At 38.5% G+C, this 22521-nt stretch carries 15 protein-coding genes; all 15 read left to right on the forward strand.

Annotated elements, in window-relative coordinates:
* The first annotated feature begins 63 nt into the window (after positions 1–63).
* Complete coding sequence (locus VB797_RS24945) at positions 64–2241, forward strand: tetratricopeptide repeat protein (RefSeq protein ID WP_323240447.1); 2178 nt, start codon at positions 64–66, stop codon at positions 2239–2241.
* Positions 2242–3840: 1599 nt separating this feature from the next.
* Positions 3841–4614 (forward strand): glucose-1-phosphate cytidylyltransferase, encoded by a 774-nt coding sequence (gene rfbF, locus VB797_RS24950; protein ID WP_323240448.1) that lies wholly within the window; start codon positions 3841–3843, stop codon positions 4612–4614.
* A gap of 92 nt (positions 4615–4706) precedes the next feature.
* Positions 4707–5924 carry an L-2-hydroxyglutarate oxidase gene (gene lhgO / locus VB797_RS24955; RefSeq protein ID WP_323240449.1) on the forward strand — a complete coding sequence of 406 codons (1218 nt, stop codon included), beginning with the start codon at positions 4707–4709 and terminating at the stop codon, positions 5922–5924.
* A 56-nt stretch (positions 5925–5980) separates the two neighbouring features.
* Entirely contained in the window at positions 5981–7009 is a 1029-nt protein-coding gene (locus VB797_RS24960; protein ID WP_323240450.1) for an SDR family oxidoreductase, read from the forward strand.
* Positions 7010–7099: 90 nt separating this feature from the next.
* A complete protein-coding gene (rfbC, locus tag VB797_RS24965) occupies positions 7100–7651 on the forward strand; it encodes a dTDP-4-dehydrorhamnose 3,5-epimerase (RefSeq protein ID WP_323240451.1) in 552 nt (183 codons plus the stop codon).
* A 163-nt stretch (positions 7652–7814) separates the two neighbouring features.
* The gene (locus tag VB797_RS24970; RefSeq protein ID WP_323240452.1) at positions 7815–9128 is read left to right on the forward strand and encodes an NAD(P)H-dependent oxidoreductase; all 1314 of its coding nucleotides are present in this window, start codon (positions 7815–7817) and stop codon (positions 9126–9128) included.
* A 164-nt stretch (positions 9129–9292) separates the two neighbouring features.
* Entirely contained in the window at positions 9293–10501 is a 1209-nt protein-coding gene (locus VB797_RS24975) for a glycosyltransferase (RefSeq protein WP_323240453.1), read from the forward strand.
* Complete coding sequence (locus VB797_RS24980; protein ID WP_323240454.1) at positions 10494–11255, forward strand: PIG-L deacetylase family protein; 762 nt, start codon at positions 10494–10496, stop codon at positions 11253–11255. The genes VB797_RS24975 and VB797_RS24980 overlap by 8 nt, the downstream gene beginning before the upstream one ends.
* A 153-nt stretch (positions 11256–11408) precedes the next feature.
* Positions 11409–12518 carry a glycosyltransferase gene (locus tag VB797_RS24985; protein WP_323240455.1) on the forward strand — a complete coding sequence of 370 codons (1110 nt, stop codon included), beginning with the start codon at positions 11409–11411 and terminating at the stop codon, positions 12516–12518.
* Between the two features lie 17 nt (positions 12519–12535).
* A complete protein-coding gene (locus VB797_RS24990) occupies positions 12536–14770 on the forward strand; it encodes a polysaccharide biosynthesis tyrosine autokinase (RefSeq protein ID WP_323240456.1) in 2235 nt (744 codons plus the stop codon).
* A gap of 918 nt (positions 14771–15688) precedes the next feature.
* Entirely contained in the window at positions 15689–16486 is a 798-nt protein-coding gene (gene hepC / locus VB797_RS24995; RefSeq protein ID WP_323240457.1) for a heterocyst development glycosyltransferase HepC, read from the forward strand.
* Positions 16487–16712: 226 nt separating this feature from the next.
* Positions 16713–18554 (forward strand): heterocyst formation ABC transporter subunit HepA, encoded by a 1842-nt coding sequence (gene hepA / locus VB797_RS25000; RefSeq protein WP_323240458.1) that lies wholly within the window; start codon positions 16713–16715, stop codon positions 18552–18554.
* Positions 18555–19508: 954 nt separating this feature from the next.
* A complete protein-coding gene (locus VB797_RS25005; RefSeq protein ID WP_323240459.1) occupies positions 19509–20543 on the forward strand; it encodes a glycosyltransferase family 2 protein in 1035 nt (344 codons plus the stop codon).
* Between the two features lie 4 nt (positions 20544–20547).
* Positions 20548–21522 (forward strand): glycosyltransferase family 2 protein, encoded by a 975-nt coding sequence (locus VB797_RS25010; RefSeq protein WP_323240460.1) that lies wholly within the window; start codon positions 20548–20550, stop codon positions 21520–21522.
* A gap of 56 nt (positions 21523–21578) precedes the next feature.
* Positions 21579–22490: a glycosyltransferase family 2 protein gene (locus VB797_RS25015; RefSeq protein ID WP_323240461.1), complete on the forward strand. Its 912-nt coding sequence runs from the start codon at positions 21579–21581 to the stop codon at positions 22488–22490.
* The last annotated feature ends 31 nt before the right edge of the window (positions 22491–22521 follow it).

Raw genomic sequence — 22521 nt, forward strand, 5'->3', positions numbered from 1 at the left:
TCGTTCTAACTATAATGTTCAACCGCAGTCAAATTTAAACAACAAAGTGTAATTTTAAATAAAATGCAGGTACTACGTCTTAGCAATCAAAAAAATATTCCGATTGACCTCAACATCAGTTTGGGGCGTGGTGGTGAAGCGTGCATCTATACAATACAGTCAGATGCCGAAATGGTTGCCAAAGTTTATCACAAGCCTACGCTTGAGAAAGCCCGTAAGCTAGAAGCGATGGTTCTTCACCCACCGGAAAATCCTACGGCATCTTTAGGACATATCTCAATTGCTTGGCCTTACGAACTGATTAGAGCGGCAGACGGTAGCAACCAAATTATTGGTTTTACAATGCCGCGCATCCGGGGAATGCGTCCGATTATTGATTTTTACAATCCTAGGACTCGTCGTCAGCATTGTCCTTTATTTAACTATCAGTACCTCATACGCACTGCTCGAAATTTGGCTGCGGCATTTGCGGCTCTGCACGCAAGCGGATATTGTGTCGGAGATGTGAATGAATCGAATATTTTAGTTAGCGATACGGCATTGGTCACGGTGGTAGACACGGATTCGTTTCAGGTGCGAGACCCAGAAACCGATACCGTTTATCGTACCCCCGTAGGTAAGCCAGAATTTACCCCCCCTGAACTACAAAATAAAACATTTTCCGAGTGCGATCGCGCTATTCCTCACGATTTATTTGGTTTAGGAGTGCTGATATTTCAACTTTTAATGGAAGGTACCCATCCATTTTCTGGAATTTTTCAAAGTGTAGGCGAACCACCACCGTATGAAGGACGCATTGCCAAAGGGCATTTTACCTACAGCGTCAATCGTCGCGTACCTTATAGCCCTACACCAATTGCACCATCTTGGAACATTCTTCACCCTACCTTACAACAACTTTTTGTCCGTTGTTTTGAAGATGGTCATAACAACCCCAACATTCGTCCTAACGCTCAAACCTGGCTGCTGGCGCTAGCTGAAGCCGAAGAGGCTCTGGTGCGATGTCAGAAAAACCCCCAACATCTCCACGGTAAACATCAGCATAAATGTCCTTGGTGCGAACGTAGTGCAAAATTAGGCGGAAGAGACCCTTTCCCTTCAATTCAAGCCGTAGAAACCAAACAGCATTTGCAGCCGCGTCCCAAGCCCAAACGGCGACGTACAGCCCCAACTCCTAGAAGACGGACTGCTGCTATAGCAACTGCACCGAGACAAACCGTTACTTATCGTCGTAACCCGCAAGTTTTTCATAATTCCTACTATCAGCCGCGTCAAAAGCCAAGATTTTACCCGGTGATTTTGTGCTTACTTGGCTTTTTGACATTGGGCTATTTAGATATAGTGACAAAGTTTACATCCTCGACCGTTGATAAAAATCAATATGCTCAACAAACTTTGATTGGTTCCAAAGCAGTCGAAAATAGCGGTAGTACGGATTATTATAAGCAGGGTCGTACTGCCTACAAAGGACAAAAATACGAAGAAGCTATTACTAATTTTGCCCAAGCAATCCAAAAAAATCCCGATGATTCAAAGGCTTACGTTAATCGCGGCAATTCGCATTACAACTTAAAAGAATATGAAGCGGCCCTAAGTGACTACACTCATGCCGTAACCTTAAATCCAAGTGAAGTCAAAGCTTTTGTGAATCGCGGTAACGTCCGGTATATGCTTGCCGAATATAGCAGCGACCCAGATAAAGAATATAAATTGGCAATTGATGATTACAATCAAGCCCTCAGAATTGACCGTGACGAAGTAGAAGCTTATATCAGAAGAGGTATTGTTCGTTCTCAAATAGCTAAATTTAGCGGAGATTCTCAGAAAGATTATTTACGAGCGATCGCCGATTTTAATCAAGCATTACAAATTGAGTCATCAAGACCAGAAGCTTTTTATCAAAGAGGTTTAGTTCGCTATCAATTAGCTCAATATAGCAGCAACTTTGAGCAAGAATATAAAAAAGCTCTTGAAGATTTTAACCTAGCATTGCAACTTAATTCTAAGCTACCAAAAGTTTATCTCAAACGAGGTTTAGTTCGTTACGAACTTGCACAATATGGAGGAGATGAATCTAATATGTATCGTCAACAAGCGATGGAAGATTTACAAAAAGCTGCTAAAATCTCCCTTGAGCAAGATGACATGGATAATTATCAGCAAGCGCTCAGCAGCATCTGCGTTGTTGTTGACAATAAATGCGACACTTTATTTCAAAAAACAAGCGTAATCGCACAGTAAAATTAGCTCGGATATCAAATATTTATTTGCTGTTAGCTGTTACAAATGTAGTGGGAGCTAATAATTTATAGTGAGTTATTAAGTTATATTTTTAGATTCAAGAAATGTGTTAATTTAATCAGCGCGGATGCGAGATAATCTTGCTTCCGCGCTGATTAAGTATAAATGTACTTAATATAGCGGTTTTCAATTGGGTGCAATAAGTAGGTTGGCGTTGAAAATTATAATTAGGGCAGGCAGTAGGCAGTAGGCAGTCGGCAGTAGGGGTAAGAGTTTAAGGCTAATTAACATTCTGTTACATGATTCGGTTTATTTCTGCCGACTTACTTACACGCTCAACCTCACCGAGTAAAATTTTAAGGTCTGAGCAAGACGGATTTATCCGTGGTAATGACTCTACCGAAGCCCCTAAATTTAATTTATGGGGCATTAATTACGAATTACGAATTATACTCACCCCCTTCCCCTGTCCCTTATTAAGGAGAGGGGTGAGGTTCAATATGTACTCAAGTCAACCGTAATTCGCTATATTTGCGTATGTTGTATTTCAACATATAAGTTATGAGTGTTTGGTAATGCGTTAGTGTAGTGCGACGCTGCGCGAATCTGCGCTTACGCACACGCTCGCTGCTTTTAGCTCGATAGTTGTAACGAGCAAGCAAGATGCGGTCTTTACGGACACGTTATACGAACGCACTACAAATTGGTTAAATGGCGATCGCAAAATCCTTCTTCTACCTTTTGCTTCTTCGTTAATCTAAAAATACTGATATAACTACCTTCTAGCTAGTATAATTTTTAATTATTTTTAGTAATATTACTGAGAAAAAGGGATTAGATAGATTTACTATATTCTTGGATTCCCAATGATTGATTAGTTGTTATATTGTGAGAAATTAAATGGTAACTATTTAAAATATCTATTGTCTGCTGTCTCTTCTTGGGCGGATAATTCGTCACCAACGCGGTTAATTTTGGAATATTAGACAAACTTAGAGTACAAGTATTTGAGAGTGACTTATATAAAAAATTATGTAAATAGATCGTTAGGGACAAAAATTATAAACAAAAGATATTTTACTTCGCTGATGCAATTATTCTTTGATTTTGAGAGTAAAAGTCAAGCAATAAGGTCAATTAGCTCTAAAATGCCCTCAAAACTAAGCTTAAACAGTAACAATAGATTTTAATTTTTAAATTTACTGAGAGAATAATAGCTAATTATCCAGATTATACTTAATGATTTAAGTAACTAAGGCAGGAGATTGGTTGATCGTTCATAAATTATATTTCCGTATTTTATATATTAACTTTTGATCAAAATAAATTTATTGATACTTCACTTTATTCTACAAAAACTTTGTTTTATAGCCTTTATTCTGCTAGAATCTTCGCTTTTTGAACGATACTTTTTTACTAAACCAAGCTTTTTCATTTTTTTACAGACAAAACAGCTATATTTATCTGGTCTTTACAATTTCCAGTAAAAATACGGTTAGATTGTATACTTAGAAAAATCAAAATAGATTTTCTAAATTCGGGTCGAAAATCGCAAGATAATTATTCAATCATCTATTTAAGAGATTAGAGGCAGTTTTTATGAAAGCAGTAATTTTGGCTGGAGGTCTTGGTACGCGCTTAAGTGAAGAAACTAGCGTTAGACCAAAACCGATGGTAGAAATTGGTGGGAAGCCAATTTTGTGGCACATCATGAAAATCTATTCCGCTCACGGTATCAATGACTTCATTATTTGTTGTGGTTATAAGGGTTACATAATTAAGGAGTATTTTGCTAACTACTTCTTACATATGTCGGACGTGACCTTTGATATGCGGTTTAATCAGATGAACGTGCATTCTGGTTATGCAGAACCTTGGCGCGTCACCTTGGTAGATACAGGAGATAATACTTTAACGGGTGGACGCTTAAAGCGAGTCAAAGAGCATATCGGTAACGAAACTTTTTGCTTTACCTATGGTGATGGTGTTAGTAACGTTAATGTTACTAATCTGATAAAATTTCATCAAGAACAAAAATCTTTAGCAACTTTAAGCGCAGTACAGCCACCAGGACGTTTTGGTGCGATTGTTCTAGGACAAGAACAAACTAAGATTACTAACTTCCGGGAAAAACCAGACGGAGATAACGCTTGGATTAACGGTGGCTTTTTTATATTAGAACCTCAAGTTATTGATTTTATTGAAGGTGATTCCACTGTTTGGGAAAAAGAGCCATTAGAAAAGCTGGCTGACATGGAACAGTTATCTGCTTACAAGCATGATGGCTTTTGGCAACCAATGGATACTTTAAGAGATAAGAATTATTTAGAAAACCTTTGGAAAAACAACGAAGCTCCTTGGAAGGTTTGGTAAATGAATATAAGTTATAAGTTTTCAATTATTCTACTTATAACTTTTAAGCTTAAATTATTGTAAATTGTTTGATTACAGGGGAGCAAATTTGAATGTATGATTTCGTAATTGTCGGTGGGGGTATAGTCGGTCTTTCTACGAGTATGGCATTAGGAGAACGCTATCCCCAAGCAAGAATTTTAGTTTTGGAAAAAGAAAATCAAGTCGCGTTGCACCAAACTGGCAATAATAGCGGTGTGATTCACTCAGGTGTTTATTATAAGCCCGGTAGCTTTAAAGCAAAGTTTTCCCGTGAAGGTTGTCGTTCGATGGTGCAATTTTGCCAAGAACACGACATTGACCATGAAGTCTGCGGTAAAGTGATTGTGGCAACTTCTCCCCAAGAACTTCCTCGTTTAGAAAACCTCTATAAGCGAGGTTTAGAAAATGGGATAGAAGTTAAAAAAATTACTAGCGAACAAGTAAAAGAAATCGAACCCCACGTCAGCAGTGTCGCTGGAATTTGGGTAGCATCAACTGGAATTGTTAACTATAAACAAGTTTGCCAGAAATACGCCGAAATCATTGAAAAACAGGGCGGAGAAATTAAATTTAATACCAAAGTTGAGAAAATAGTTAATAGCGGTGAAAACCAGGTTTTAGAAACCAATAATGGTAGCTTTGAGACTCGTTTTGTAATTAACTGCGCGGGTTTGTACTCCGACCGTGTAGCCAAATTAGGTAACGTCGATCCCCAGGCTAAAATTGTACCTTTCCGGGGAGAATATTACGAACTAACTCCAGAAAAACGTCATTTGGTAAAAGGTCTAATTTATCCAGTTCCCAACCCAGATTTTCCTTTTCTCGGCGTTCATTTTACCAGAATGATAGATGGTACAGTTCATGCCGGACCGAATGCCGTACTTAGTCTCAAACGTGAAGGTTATAAAAAAACAGATTTTAATTTACGTGATTTTGCGGAAGTAATGAGCTATCCAGGCTTTTGGAAACTAGCAGCGAAGCACTCAGATGAAGGGATCAAAGAAATTATCCGATCCTACAGTAAAGCAGCCTTTGTCAAAAGCTTGCAAAACTTAATTCCGGAAGTGCGATCGCAAGATGTAGTTCCGACCCATGCAGGAGTTCGCGCTCAAGCTTTAATGAACGATGGTAAATTAGTAGACGACTTTTTAATTGTTAAAACTAAAAACTCCGTTCATGTGTGCAATGCTCCTTCTCCAGCAGCTACTTCTTCTATCGAAATTGGTAAAGCTGTAGCCGCAGAAATTCCAGAAATTGCACATCTCAAACCAGCAGCAGTCAATTGCTAAAAATTGTCGCAAAAAATCTCTATCTGAATAACTAATAATAAATAGGAATTATTTCAATGAAAATTCTCGTTACTGGTACAGAAGGTTATCTGGGTTGTTTGCTAGCTCCTTTGTTAATCGAACGGGGACATGAAGTTATTGGTGTGGACACTGGTTATTATAAAGTTGGTTGGCTGTACAACGGGACTCAAACAACTGCTAAAACTTTAAATAAAGATATTCGTCACATCACCGTAGAAGATTTACAAGGTGTAGAAGCGATAGTTCACATGGCTGAACTTTCCAACGATCCCACCGGACAATTATCACCAAATATTACTTACGATATCAATCATGTAGGTTCGGTTCGTCTAGCTAAACTAGCCAAACAAGCGGGTGTGCGTCGCTTCGTATATATGTCTTCCTGTAGCGTTTATGGTGTTGCTACTGAGGGTGATGTTACCGAAGAATCCCCAGTCAACCCGCAAACTGCTTATGCAGAATGTAAAACCTTTGTAGAACGAGATATCAAACCGCTTGCTAGCGATGATTTTTCACCGACCTTCATGCGGAACGCAACCGCTTTTGGTGCTTCCCCAAGAATGCGCTTTGATATTGTACTAAATAACTTAGCTGGTTTAGCCTGGACTACCAAAGAAATTAAAATGACTAGCGATGGTACTCCTTGGAGACCGTTGGTTCATGCGCTAGATATTTCTAAATCAATTATTTGCGCTTTGGAAGCTCCTCGCGATATCATACACAACCAAATATTTAATGTTGGGGATACTGCGAATAATTATCGAGTTAAGCAAATAGCTGAATTTGTAGCTGAAGCCTTTCCGGGATGTAAATTGAGCTTTGGTGATAATGCTTCAGATAATCGCAGCTATCGAGTATCTTTTGAAAAAATTAATACTCTTTTACCAGGCTTTAAATGCGATTGGGATGCACGTTTGGGAGCCAAACAACTAGCTGATGTGTTCGGTGAGATTGATATGACCGAGGAAATATTTTTCTCTAGAGGTTTTACCCGTTTAAAACAGTTAGAGTATTTGATTCGCACCCAACAAATCGATAAAGATTTCTTCTGGGCTAAAAAATAGGAAAGCTATATTTCATCTAAATCAAATCGGTACGGTTACGATAAATAGCCGTACCCAAATATCCAAAAACAAAATCTTTAATAGGTTGCCATGATTTTTACCGAAACCGGACTTCAAGGGGCTTACACTATCGACTTAGAAGAAAAACACGATACTCGTGGCTTCTTCGCTCGTACTTTTTGCGCTAAAGAATTAGAAGCACATGGTTTAAAGTCAGTAGTTGCTCAATGTAATTTATCCTTTAACCATAAGAAAGGTACTTTGCGGGGAATGCACTATCAAGTAGCTCCCGCAGCAGAAACAAAATTAGTTCGCTGCACAAAAGGTGCCATCTATGACGTAATTATTGATATGCGTCCCGAATCTCCTTCCTACTTACAACATTTCGGTGTGGAATTAACCGCAGACAACCACCGCGCTTTATACATTCCGGAAATGTTTGCTCACGGCTACCAAGCACTGACCGATGGCTGTGAAGTTATGTATATGGTAGGTGAATTTTATACACCGGGCTACGAGAAAGGGTTGCGTTATGACGACCCGTTTTTTAACATCCAATGGCCGCTCGAAGCAACTGAAATGTCTGAAAAAGATACTCAGTGGCCCCTGATGAGAATGATGACCGTTGGTGGTGCTTCCTAAATTATTCTTAAGCTAATTTATACAATGCCATAATATGTGAGAAGTTGATTTAATAAACAAATTAAAAAAATAAAATATATTTAGGCATTGGTATTAGTCAGTTTTACATAGAAAACGCAAAAATCTATTACTCAAACCAGGATATCTAACAGGAGTTTAATTCATGATTATTATAGACCGCGCTTTACAAGCACGCGCCGAAGCAGGAAACCCAGTAAAAGTAGCAATGATTGGTGCTGGGTTTATGGGTCGCGGTATTGCCAATCAAATTGCTAATTCAGTTCCTGGAATGGAGTTGGTAGCGATTTCCAATCGTAATTTAGATGCAGCGAAGCGGGCTTATACAGAAGCTGGAATTGAAACAGTTAAAGAAATTTCCAACGTTACGGATTTGGAAGATGTCATCAAAAAAGGTGGATACGCAGTCACAGAGGATGCAATGCTGCTGTGTCGCGCTGAAGGTATTGATGCAATTATTGAAGTAACTGGAGCGATTGAATTTGGCGCTCATATTGTGATGGAGGCGATCGCTCATCGCAAGCATATCATTATGATGAATGCGGAGCTTGACGGTACTATTGGCTGTATTTTGAAAGTTTACGCCGATCAAGCCGGAGTTATCCTCTCAGCTTGTGACGGGGATCAACCGGGAGTAGAAATGAATCTCTATCGGTTTGTCAAAAGTATTGGTTTGACTCCGTTGCTGTGCGGAAACATCAAGGGACTGCAAGACCCCTATCGCAACCCTACCACTCAAGAAGCATTTGCCAAGCAGTGGGGACAGAAGCCTCACATGGTAACTAGCTTTGCCGACGGAAGCAAAATTTCCTTTGAACAAGCAATTGTTGCGAACGCTACGGGAATGAAAGTTGCCCAACGGGGAATGTTGGGATACGACTTTAGAGGTCATGTGGATGAAATGACCTCGATGTATGATGTAGAACAACTCAAGCAACTTGGCGGTATTGTTGATTATGTTGTGGGTACCAAACCCGGTCCGGGAGTATTCGTTTTTGCAACTCACGACGACCCCAAACAGCAACACTATCTCAATCTGTATAAGTTGGGTGAAGGACCTCTTTACAGTTTCTATACCCCCTATCACTTGTGCCACTTTGAAGTACCATTGTCAGTAGCTAGAGCCGTACTATTTGATGATGCGGTAATGGCTCCATTGGCTGGTCCTCTAGTCGATGTAGTAACTACCGCCAAAATTGACCTCAAAGCAGGAGAAACTCTTGACGGTATTGGCTACTATATGACCTACGGTCAATGCGAAAACTCCGAAATAGTTCGCGAACAAAACCTGCTCCCAATGGGACTAGCCGAAGGTTGTCGTTTAAAGCGAGACATTGCTAAAGACCAGGTTCTTACCTATGATGACGTAGAATTACCCCAAGGTAGACTTTGCGACCAATTGCGAGCCGAACAAAACGCAAAATTTGCTTCATCAAAAACCTTGGCAATAGCTAGATAAAATAACGAACAAAAACCCATGCGTTACGCGATCGGTTGACCTAAGTAACTCAGAAGAAATAAGTTGTGTAGTGAAGGATTCTTAACTCAAATATTTAGATCTTCTTCACTTCACTTCACTTAGTTAAAGTAGTTAAAAATTAATCAAGCTTTGCCAGGATATTTATGCAAACAAATTTAGTTAAGCGTGTAGCAGATAACATAGCCATAGTCGCAAATAAAATCCAAGGTCGTCTCGAAAGAAGGCGTATGGTTTCGCTCAAACCAAATAAACCTGCAATTGGAAACGTACTTATATCCTATATCGTTAGTCCATTTACTTTGAAACCGGGTGAGCCTGTCCCAACTTTTCATACTCAACATTGGGAATGCTTGCAAATGGCTAAAACTTTTTTAGACTTCGGCTATAACGTTGATGTTATAACCTTCGCTAACGATGTATTTATTCCCAAAAAAGACTATGCCTTTTTCGTGGAGACACGTTGGAATTTACAGAGATGCGTGCCGCTTCTGAATAAGGATTGTATAAAAATCTTTCATTCAGATACAGCACATCTTTTGTTTCATAACGCAGCCGAAGCGAACAGATTGTTAAAGTTGCAGCAAAGACGCGGTATTACTTTAAGTCCAAAAAGATTTGAGCAGCCAAACAAAGCCATCGAATCCGCCGATTGCGCTACGGTTTTGGGTAACGAATTTACGATGAACACATTGAGATACGCGAATAAACCGCTGTATCGAGTTCCTATTTCTGCTCCTCGGCTGTATTCTTTTCCTGAAGATAAAGATTTTTCAGCTTGTCGTAAAAACTTTCTTTGGTTTGGTAGCGCTGGCTTTGTTCATAAGGGATTAGATTTACTTTTAGAAGCCTTTTCCGAAATGCCAGATTATCATTTGACCATTTGCGGACCAATTGACAAAGAGCCAGATTTTCAAACAGCTTTTAATAAAGAACTTTATCAAACTCCTAACATTCATACAGTTGGTTGGGTTGATGTCAACTCCCAAAAGTTTTTAGACATTGTTAATAATTGCCTGGGTATTATTTATCCTTCCTGTTCTGAAGGTGGTGGGGGATGCGTAATCAACTGTATGCATACAGGTCTAATTCCGATTGTTAGTTACGAATCAAGTGTAGATGTTCGCGATGATTATGGAGTTATTTTAAAAGAAAATTCTGTGGCAGAAATTAAGCAGAGTATTCAGGATATTTCCAGATTAAATCCATCGCAACTCGAACAAATGGCGAGAAATTCCTGGAAATTTGTCAGAAAAAATCATACTAGAGAAAGATTTGCTCAAGTTTATCAAGAGACTATTGAAAAAATCATGTTGCAGCAGGGTGTAAAACAAGAGTTATTAACCTATGTCTAAATTGTCTTTGAATCAATTACGAATTACTTTAGGAGCCGCAGTTAGAGATACGAACTATAATGTACTCTACAATTGGCTGTTGCGTTTTAAAAGCAAACCTCTTGAGGTGAGTAAAAAATCGGCTATAGTCTTTTCTCCCCATCAAGATGACGAAACTATCGGTTGTGGAGGTGCGATCGCCCTGAAGCGTTCCCAAGGAATACCAGTCAAAGTTGTGTTCCTTACAGATGGACGTTACGGTAGACCTGATTGGATTGAGCCGGAGAATATTATCGGATATCGCCAACAAGAAGCGAACAGCGCTTTGAATATTTTGGGAGTTGAACCATCACAAACGCAATTTCTAGGTGTTGCCGATGGAACCCTAACTCAATTATCTGCCGAACAGCGAAACTTATTAATTGCTAAATTAGTGGAGATCATCCAATCCTTCGCACCGCAAGAAGTTTACGTTCCACATCATGACGATGGACATCCAGACCATGAAGCAACTTACTCTTTGGTTAGCAGTGCGATTAAAGCTTCTAAAATGCCGATAGAACTTTTACAATATCCAATTTGGATGTTGTGGCGGAGTCCCCTATCAACTCATAAATATTTGCAGAAACAAAGCAAAGCTTACCGCTTATTTATCGGTGATTCTCAAGAGAAGAAACAACAGGCAATTGCAATTTATAAATCGCAAACTCCAAATCTACCTTCTAGCTTGAAACAGGCAGCAAGTTCACCTTATGAAATGTTTTTCAAAGATTAAGTAGATTTATGAATATTGACACGAAATCATCATCTAAAATATTAAAATTAAGTTAATCTTATATTTATATATAACGGTGAATTAGTCACAATCGTTTTCTTAATTAACTTTTTTATATGCCTGTGATCGAACTGTCATTTTATAGTGAACAACATGAAAGTTGCTTTAGTCCATGATTACTTAACCCAAAAAGGTGGCGCGGAACGAGTATTTGAATTACTTTGCAAACGTTTTCCTGAAGCTGATATTTTTACATCTTTATACGATGCTCAAAAAACTATCGATCTCGGCGATCGAATAGTCAATACGACTTACTTACAAAGTATCCCTGGAGCAGCAAAATACTTCCGTCTCATGGCTCCCTTTTATTTTCCTGCCTTTCGAGCTTTAGACTTACAAGAGTATGATTTAATTATTAGTAGTAGTACTAGTTTTGCGAAAGCGGTGCGAAAAAGCCCCAAGGCACGCCACGTTTGTTTTTGTCACAACGTTACCCGCTTTCTATGGGATACGGAAACTTATCTTAGAGAATATGCTGACTATCAATATTTTGCTCCGTTAATTGAGAAAATTTTTCAGTTAATGAGAAATGTAGACTTAACTTATGCCCAAGAGCCAGACCTATATATTGCGAATTCTAGCGTTGTTGCGCGACGGATCAAAAGCATTTATGGTAAAAAAGCAATAGTTATTAACTACCCAATTGATACCAGTAAATTTGTTTATTCCGATTCCAAAGAAGACTATTTTCTTGCATCTGCCAGAATGATCGGTTACAAACGACTTGATATAATAATTGAAGCTTTTAACTGGCTGGGATGGCATCTAAAAATATCAGGTGACGGTCCAGAGAAAGAACGGTTACAATCAAAAGCTTTGAAAAATATCGAATTTGTGGGTCACGTATCAGATTTTGAACGTACCCAATTGTTTTCTAAGGCAAAGTCTGTAATAGTTGCAGCCTTAGAAGATTATGGATTAGTTCCGGTGGAGGCAAATGCTAGTGGAACACCAGTAGTTGCCTTCGGAGCCGGAGGAGTTTTAGATACTCAGGTACCTGGTAAAACAGGAGTCTTTTTCAAAAGGCAAACACCTGATTCTCTACAAACCGCATTATTAGAAGCCAGGGAAATCTATTGGAATTACGACAACATCCGCAATCATGCTGTAGCCAATTTTTCGGAAGAGGCATTTTTTAGCAAAGTCGAACAAGTTATCGACCAAACTAATCAAGTACAGCGATCGCAATCTCTGATTTGTTAGCTGAGGAAATTAATAAAGTGAATCAAGCCAGTCTAAGTCCCCATGTAAATCCAGCGGCTGATACAGAACCGGGTTACGGACAGCTGTTTGCGGTATTAATCCGGCGATTTCCTTGGTTTTTGATTGTATTTGTAGCTTCAGTAGGTGCGGGTTATTATATATACAAAAAAACCCCACCTACATACAAGAGTTCAATGGAACTGTTAGTAGAGCCAAATTATCAAGGAACAACTGAAGGAACCGAATTAGAAAAAAACCAGTTTACCGACTCTAGCGTGAAGATAGATACTGCTACGCAGTTGAACTTAATGCGTAGTTCTTCACTTATAAAAGAAGCTGTTGATAAATTAAAGCCAGAATATCCCCAAATAACAGTACAGCAGATAAAAAGCGCTTTATCCTTAGAGCAAGTAAGGTCAAAAGAAGATAATATTGCAACTAAGATTTTTCGCGTCGAGTATACGGGTCAAGACAAGCTCAAGACTCAAAGGGTGTTAGAAGCCATACGGCAAGTTTATCTTGACTATAACCAAGAACAGCAGCGAAAGCGTTTAGGAAATGGTCTGAAAGTTGTCAGGGAACAGAAAAAAAATGTAGCTGACGAGTTAAATCAAGCTGAAGCAAAGTTGTTAAGGTTTCGCAAATCTGAGAATTTAACAGACCCTTCTACACAAGCTAAAGCTTATGAAGATGCTTTAAATAGCGTTCAACAAGAACGAACCACAACTCGCAATCAATATAAAGAAGCTCAAGCTCGACTGAACTCTTTACAGCAACAACTTAAAAGCACTCCCCAGAACGCACTGATTTCTTCTCGCTTGAGTCAGTCAACTCGCTACCAATCCTTGCTGAACGAAATTCAAAAAACCGAACTGGCGATCGGTCAAGCCAATTTGCGTTTTACAGAAAATCATCCCGAAGTTTTAAAGCTTAGGGAACAGTTAGTAGAACAAAAGCAGTTACTCCAGCAAGAAGTAGGAAGAGCTTTAGGAGGAAGTAACGTAGATGCAAACGCGATTAATTCTGCTGAAATACTCAACCAAGGACAGCTAAGTCAGACAGACCTCAACCTTGCTAGCAACTTAGCAGAGACGCAAACAAATTTGTTTTCTTTAGCAGCTCGCGACCAAAGTTTGGCACAAAGAGAAGAGCAATTGAGCGAAGCGCTGAAAAAATTTCCTCTTTTGTTGGCTCAGTATAATCGCTTACAGCCCCAGGTAGATATTAGCCGTCAAAACTTGCAGCGACTGTTAAAAGTAGAACAAGAATTAGAACAAGAACTTAACAAAGGTGGATTTAAGTGGGAAGTAGTTGAACAACCCCAAGAAGGAGATTACCTCGGTCCAAACCTGCAACAAAACCTGTTGTTAGGTGGAGTAGTTGGTTTAATGTTGGGAGGGATAGCGGCTTTTGCTCGGGAAGCGGGTGATGATGCGGTTCGTACTACCGCTGAATTAGAAAAACAAGTTGCCATTCCGCTGTTAGGAACAACTCCTAAACTGCCTCCTGCTAGAGCCAAAGAATCGGTATTTAGATTACCCTTTGGTAAGCCAGAAGTTCTTGCTCCTTGGACTATTCAAGTATTGCAATCACCACCACGCTGGGAATCACTCGACTTAATTTATAAAAATATAGAATTGCTCAATTCTGTTTCCACCTTCAAGTCTTTAATGGTAACTTCAGCTTTACCAGATGAAGGTAAATCAGCTTTGGCTTTAGGTTTAGCGATGAGTGCTGCCCGCTTGCATAAAAAGGTATTATTAATTGATGCCAATTTACGCGACCCTAACGTACACAAGCATTTAAATCTTCCCAACGAACAAGGACTTTCTACTTTACTGACAAATGATGTAGCTTTACCTAACCAGATAACTCTTCAATCTTCAGGTTCATCTTACATAGATATTTTAACCGCAGGACCGATTCCAGAAGACCCTGCAAATCTATTAAGCTCTCCTCGCATGGAAGAATTGATGAGTGCATTTGAAGAAAACTACGATTTGGTGATCCTCGATGGGTCTTCAGTACTTGGTTTAGTGGATGCTTTACTGACTGCATCAACTTGTCGCGGCGTAATCATGGTAGCAAGTATTGGTAGAGTCACTCGTACTCAAGTTGCCCAAGCTACTGCGATGTTAGGCAAGTTAAATCTACTTGGGGTAGTCGCAAATGGAGTTTCAAACTCTGGTTTTAGCTACGTTCCCCACGTTAAGCAACAGCAACTGGCATTGAAAGGAGCCGTGGAAGAGTAGATATAGCCGTTTTTATTCGAGTGAGGTACGCATCATATCGTTATAAGGCAGGGGAGCAGGGGGAATGTACCTCATTTATGCGGCATTGGGCTGTATGTAATTAGTTCATCAAGGCAGCGCTTTCGTTTAAGCGTATGCCTTTTATATTATAAATTCCAATGCTTGTGTTTCTCTGTAGAGTAGCATTCATAGCGTTTTCACTTCCGTAGAATACAGATCCGAACCTCACGCCCTTAGTAAGGAGAGGGCTGAAGTATTATTTTTTACTTCACTCAACCGAAAACGCTCCACGTGATGGAAAATACTTAGATTACTTAAGATAGTCGCAAACGAGAATTTGACAGCTAAATAAACCAACTTTGAATAGTTTTATAAAAATCACATAACATCAAATCAGGTATATATGAATTTTACGTGAATTCCCTAGTATATTTAATTTATTTTAGATGAAGCTGTTGGAATACAGAAAAGTTTATTCAGTCCCAAAAAATATTTATGTTACAATTGCCTAGAATTCTATCGAAATACACTTATTAAGTGTTACGTAAATTTAATTCATAGTAGCTTAATAATAAATAGAATAAACCACTTACTATTTGAAGAATAAATAAAGAATTTATTTTAGATCGCCTTATTCCTATCGTTTCCTATATCCTATTTATTGAATACCGTTGCAAAAATAAAAAAGAATAGCGAAAATTCGTCGATTTATCGGTAGCCTCGTATCTTTTCTTAACATAGCTTTTATATCAAATCGATCAAAAGTATGTAATTCCCGCAACGGCATTTTTTCTATTCATTATTTGCCTGCATCATTTTTTTTTGATGGAAGCGAAGCCAACTATTACGGACAATATAGACGTTTTCTCAAGCTGTATATAAGACAAGCTGTCTACCACCATATAAAACAAAATTGATATGACAACCTCAATAGTTCCGACTTTATACAATAGCGATAGTGCATTAGAATCTAATAGCCTACCCTACTGCACCCTTCAATGGCGGCGTAACCAACTACTAGTTAAATATAAGGGTACAATTAAGCAGCCCTATATGCCTTTACTAGATAACCATGAATCGTTGAAGGAATGCCTAAAACATTCTTCCGTTAAGCTAGTTCGCATAGACCCGGAATTGGGTGAAGAAAAGGTAAGGCTTTGGGCGGATGCCTGTGCGGAAGCTTCTAAGCCAATATATTTATGTATAGGTGCCGACAAAAGCTTAAAGCCAAATAGCTTGTTTTTGTGGTGTTTAAAGCGTTTAACCGAACGAGCGATCGCCAGCGTTTTTTTAGTAGTGCTAAGTCCACTGATGCTGCTATTGGGCTTATTGATGAAAGTAGATGCTCAAGCACCAATATTTGAACGTTCTTGGCACGTTGGTGAAAGAGGTAAATTATTTAAGATCATCAAATACCGGACAAATGCCGACCAAAATATTTATAGCCAAGATTTAGAAAATAGAGAAATACAGGAAAACACCTTGCAACTTACTAGCTGGATGCATAAGTCTGGGCTAGAAAACTTGCCACAGTTGTTAAACGTGCTTCGAGGTGAAATTGGTTTATTTGGTTCTCGTTGCTGGACTTTGGAAGAAGCTATAAGCTTAACTCCCGAAGCAAAAAAGCAACTGAATCATCTACCCGGAATTATGGGTTCGTGGGAAGTAGAGGCTGAATCGAATATATTGCAACATCTAGATAGTCAAACATCATAGTTGATGTGTTGCCTATAAGATTAATGTTATTCATAACTTTACCTTGCGAAACGATAAGTGCCAGCACTTTTAAAAACTATTCAGCTTTTGTGTTGGCATCGTATCCTTGAGGAATAATTACTAAATACTCGTAGAAAAGAAAATAACTATTTATTTCATGCGACTACCATATTAAAAAAGGACTGATGCTTGATTATCCGTGACTTCTACACTTTAAAATATATATATGCAGTTAAAAATATACCAGCCATTAAGCAATTTACTGAAAGCAACAAACTTCTGGCGCGATAATTATTTGGTATTGCGAGAATTTAAACATTTTCGTAAAGTTACTATTTTTGCTTTAATTTTTTCTCTACTAGCAGCAGCTTTTGAAGGTTTTAGTATTGGTTTCTTGTTAACTTTTTTACAAAGTTTGACGGCTGGAAGCAATGCCGAACCGATACACACGGGCAATGCTTGGTTTGATATTTGGATCTTAGGAGTCAAAACTTCTGCAACAAGTCGTTTATATAGAATATCAATATTAATTTTATTAAGTACTTGGCTGCGTTCTGCATTCAACTATTTTGGTTCAATATATACGGAGTCAGCACAGTTACATCTTGCAGATCGTTTGCGTAAACGGATGTTTGAACATTTACAAGCATTACCGTTAAGCTACTTTGTGAAAACTCGTTCCGGCGAACTTATAAACACGATAACTACTGAAATTGAGAGATTGAAGCAAGGCTTCGGTGGTGTTGCTTTTCTAATTACTAGAGGAATGGCAGTCTCTGTATATTTTGCCTCAATGTTTTTAATCTCATGGCAGCTTTCGATAATTTCCGTTTTGCTGTTTACACTCTTAGGAGTAGGACTTTCAACGCTTAATGCTCGTGTTCGAGAATCAAGTTTTGGAATCTCGAATGCTAACGGTGCTTTTCATTCAACAGCTACGGAGTTTATTAACGGTATCCGTACAGTTCAAGCATCGGGTACGCAAGATTTTGAGCGCGAGCGTTTTTATAGCGTTAGCAGTAAATTACTTAATGCTTCAATAAAAGTTGCAAAAGCTTGGACTCTGGTAAAACCCATCGCTGAAGCAATTGCGACTACTGCTCTTATTGGTTTAATTATTCTTTCTTTTGCGAAATTTACCTTACCAGTTGAGTCTTTATTAACATTTTTCTTTGTAATGACTCGTCTTGTACCTAGCATTCAGGATATCAATGGAACCGTAGCATTTATGAGTACGTTGAACGGTTCCTTGGATAACGTTAAAAAACTGTTGCAAAGTAACGATCAAGCCTACTTTCAAAATGGCTTTACTGAGTTTACACAGTTAAATCGTTCTATTGACATCGTATCTATTGATTTTGGCTACGAACCTACTAGTTTGGTGTTGCAAAATATTACCCTTACAATTGAAAAAGGAAAAACAACTGCTTTGGTAGGAGCTTCCGGGGCTGGAAAAACCACCCTTGCAGATTTGATCCCTCGATTTTACGACCCAACAGAAGGACATATTTTTGTTGATGGAGTTGATTTAAAAGATTTTGAGATTTACTCGCTGCGGAAAAATATGGCTGTTGTCAGTCAAGATACATTTATCTTCAATACTTCCGTTTGGAATAATATTGCTTACGGTACGCAAAATGCGAGTGAAGCCGAAATTAAAGAAGCTGCTCGTCTTGCAAATGCCCTAGAATTTATCGAAGAGATGCCTCAAGGTTTCGATACTCAACTTGGCGATCGCGGAGTCCGATTATCTGGGGGACAAAGACAGCGAATCGCGATCGCTCGTGCATTACTTCGCGACCCTCAAATTTTGATTTTAGATGAAGCTACCAGCGCTTTGGATTCTGTATCAGAACGGTTGATTCAAGAATCTTTAGAAAAACTTTCTGTCGGTCGAACAGTAATTGCGATCGCTCATAGACTTTCTACAATTGCTAAAGCCGATAAGGTAGTTGTATTAGAGGGGGGAAATATTGTGGAGCAAGGAAAATATCAAGATTTACTACAATTACGCGGCAAGTTATGGAAATATCATCAAATGCAGAATGAAGTCGGTCAAACAAATTGATATATTTAATTAGTCAAAAATATAGGAATCCGTTTTGATTTCTGTACGCGAAGCTTGGCGTAGCCATGTAACTCGTAGGGGTTAGGGAATAGGAAACGGGGAACAGAAGAAAATCTACTTAATCTTTTATGCCCTCCGGGCAATCTCCGCTAACAAAATTCAAGTAGGATTCCTATATTAATCATGAGGCTTGCCAATGGCAAGCCTTATTTTTTTAGATCGAAAATCATAAATAAGTACTAACGCAAAATTATTTATATAAGTAGGTTGGTGTAAATAAACATAACTATACTTTGTCATTGCGTGTGCGTAAGCGCAGATTCACAGAGTGTTCCCTCTTAGGGAAGGAGGCACGACGAAGCAATCGCAAGGGTTTCGGATTATTTACATTTTGTTATATAGTTGTAAATTTCCCCGCCCACCTACTTAATTACTCGTGAGTTATATAAACCTTCCTTATTGCCTATTCCCTTACCAGACCAAATGTTTAATTTACTTGCAGACAACTGATAACTAATTATTATGGCATAAAAATTGATTACAAATAATTATAATTTGCCAAATTACTTAATACATTAAATACTTTCAATATTTGATTGTAGTTAGTTTTTTGTAATTACCAAATCTAAATGTAAAGTTTTTGTAAAGAAGATTCTCTTTAACATTTTAATTCCAAGAAATCACGCAAAAGCTCTCGCCTAAGATACATATCTTTTGATATAACCTATTGAAAAGATACACATAGCAATTATCCAAAAATAACTTGCTTGCTGAGAATAAGTAAAAATTAAATACGATTACTTGCATGAATTAATTAAACATAATTTTTTTATACTTAGATTTATTAAGTATATACACTTGCAACGGCAATAACTAGATTGCCAAAGTCGTAGGAAGTAATCATTTATTTTTTCCCGCGAATATATCAGTCAAACACAACTTTTTCAAATAACCATGAATTGTTTTAATCCTTATCGTCCAAGCATTTTACCAGTTTCTGGAGAAGTAGAGCGTCCACTATGGTCTGTAATGATTCCAACGTATAATTGTGCGGAATATTTACGGGATACGTTGAAGAGTGTTTTAGCTCAAGATCCTGGTGCAGATCGGATGCAAATTGTAGTTGTTGATAACCACTCGACGGTAGATGACTCAGAAGCAGTTGTAAAAGAATTGGGTGAGGGACGGGTGGAATTTTACCGTCAACCGCGCAATGTCGGGATAATGAATAATTTTCAAACTTGTTTTGAATTATCTCGGGGAAAGTTAATTCATCTGCTGTGCAGCGACGATTGCGTCAGGGAGGGCTTTTATGAAAAAATGGCACAACCTTTTGCACAACACCCGGAGGTAGGGGCCGCTTTTTGTCGCAGTATCTTGATTGATAAACACAATCAATGGCAGGGTCTATCAAATTTTGAAGTACCTAATAGCGGTATTTTACCTAAAACTTGGCTGCACAAAATTGCGGAAAGTTGCCGTATTTCCGTACCTTCTCTTGCGGTAGTGCGACGGGAGGTTTACGAAAACCTTGGAGGTTTTGATCGACGCTGCGGTATCAGTGGAGATTGGGAAATGTGGGTGAGAATCTTTGCTCACTATTCAATGTGGTTTGAAGCCGAACCTCTAGCTCTGTGGAGAGTGCATTTACAGTCTGCAAACAACCTTAACGCAAAAAGTAATATTTTTATTCAGGAAAATTTCAATACCGTAGAAACTATCTTTAATTCTTATCTCCCTCAAGATAGCAGTAAGCTTGCTCGAATAGCAAAACAAAACTGTGCTTTCCTGGCTCTAGAATCAGCAGATTTTTTAATCCAAAACGGTGATATTCCTGGAGCTATGCTGCAATTGAAAACAGCGATTAAATATAGTAAGTCTTACCGAGTAGTTCGGTCGGCAAGTCGTATACTTTTATGGAATAGGACGATTAGTATTCTCAGAAAAATGATAGAATCGGGCGGATATAACAATAGTATAGAGGTTTAAATGTATGACCGAACATTGCGATCAAAATCAGCCTTTAATTAGTGTAATTACTCCGACTTATAACCGTCCCGAATATTTAAGAGCGGCTTTAACAAGTGCCGTACAGCAAACATATCAGAATATCGAAATTATTGTTTCTGATAATTGCAGTCCTGAGAATCCTCAAGCCATAGTTGAATCTTTTCAAGATTCGAGAATTCGCTTTTTTCGCAACCAAAGTAACTTAGGAATGTTTGCGAATACTATGAACGCTTTTAAACAAGCACGAGGTAAATATGTTGCGAGTTTGCTAGACGATGATATGTGGGAAAAAGACTTTTTAGCTAAGCTAGTACCCGCATTAGAAGCTAACTCCGATTTAGCTTTAGCTTTTTGCGACCACTATATTATTAAAGGAGACGGCACAATTGATATTGCTGCAACAAACAGGTGTTCGCATTTTTATAAACGTGCCAATTTAGAAGAAGGCATTTACCAACCTTTTTGCGAATTGGGTTTAATAGATCGATCGGTTTCCAGCGCAACTGCGGCTGTAATTCGTCGAGAAATTATCGATTGGGATAGCATTCCAGAAGAAGTTGGTGGTTCGTGGGATATTTATCTAAATTATCTTTGTTGCCGTTCTGGTAATGGTGCTTATTATTATCCTGCTAAATTGACTAAATATCGCGAACACGAATTAACAGACACCATGCTTAGCGGAAGACGTAATTTTCAAGCCAAAATTCGCAAAGCGAAAGCCGACCTTTTTTGCTACGAGCAGTTCATGAAAGATGAACGATTAAAAGAACTTTTTCCTTCTTTTCAAAAGCAATGGAGTCATGTGAGTACAACTATCGGCATTGGCTTGATGCGAGGTGAAAATTTAAGAGAAGCACGGATTCGTTTTTGGCATTCTTTGCGTCAGTGTTTTAGTCTGCGGACAATTGCCGCACTAATAGTAAGTTTTATTCCCCCGAAAATCGCAGCTAAATTTTAGCTGTTTGGTAATCAATATTAACCTCATTTATTCTAAGCCAAGGAAGATATATTTATATGAGAATCGCAGCTTGTATTACAACTAGAAATCGTTCTCTACAGCTTGATGATTGTTTAAAAGCTTTATGGAATTCTACAGTTAAACCGCATACGGTAATTGTTTCCGATGACTCGCAAGAAACTGAGGTACAGCAAACAAATTTAGAAGTTGTTCGACAGTATCCAGGAACAATTTATATTACAGGTCCCAAGCGTGGTGTTTGCGCTAACCGTAATAATGCAGTCAACGCAACTTCTGTATTAGAAACAGATTTTGTGGCTTTTGTTGATGATGATATTTGTGTAGAGCCAGACTTTATTGCTAATGCGATCGCTCGATATTCACAAATCCCAAACGAGCAACTCAAATATACTATTATTACGGGTGTTAGTACGGGTACTAAAGGAGAAAAACTGCTACCATCAAAACTAACTTTTCGAGGATACTTTTGTGCGACCGAAGATAATCCCGAAACAGTAGTAATTCACGCAGCATTATTCCCCAGACAATTTTTCTCTCAAGAACAATGGGATGAAGATATATATTTCGGTTATGAAGATGCAGAATTATGTTTGAGAGCGATTAAATACGGTTACAAAATTGTTTCTTGTCCGGAGTTACAAGTAAATGTTAAAAGTACTGAAAGTGTGCTTGATGCACCCGGTATCGGTGGCATAAATAATTATGAATTACACATAGAAGCCGCTAGACTTTATGTAGGTATTAAACGCTATAAAAAGATATTTCCAAATTATATTAAACTGTTAGCTTTTTTAACTATATATTTTATTCATCTGAGCGGGTACTTATTTAAGCGAGGAGCAATCCAAGCATGGCCCGAAATTATTCGTCGTTCTCGCATTCAACTATTATGGCAGCAGGAAGATATGCATCAATCAGAAGCTACTGCTTCGGTGATTGTCTCTTGATCGTACTTTATTTTTACAGCAGGCTGATATC

The organism is Rivularia sp. UHCC 0363, from assembly GCF_034931125.1.
Taxonomy (GTDB): Bacteria; Cyanobacteriota; Cyanobacteriia; order Cyanobacteriales; family Nostocaceae; genus Rivularia.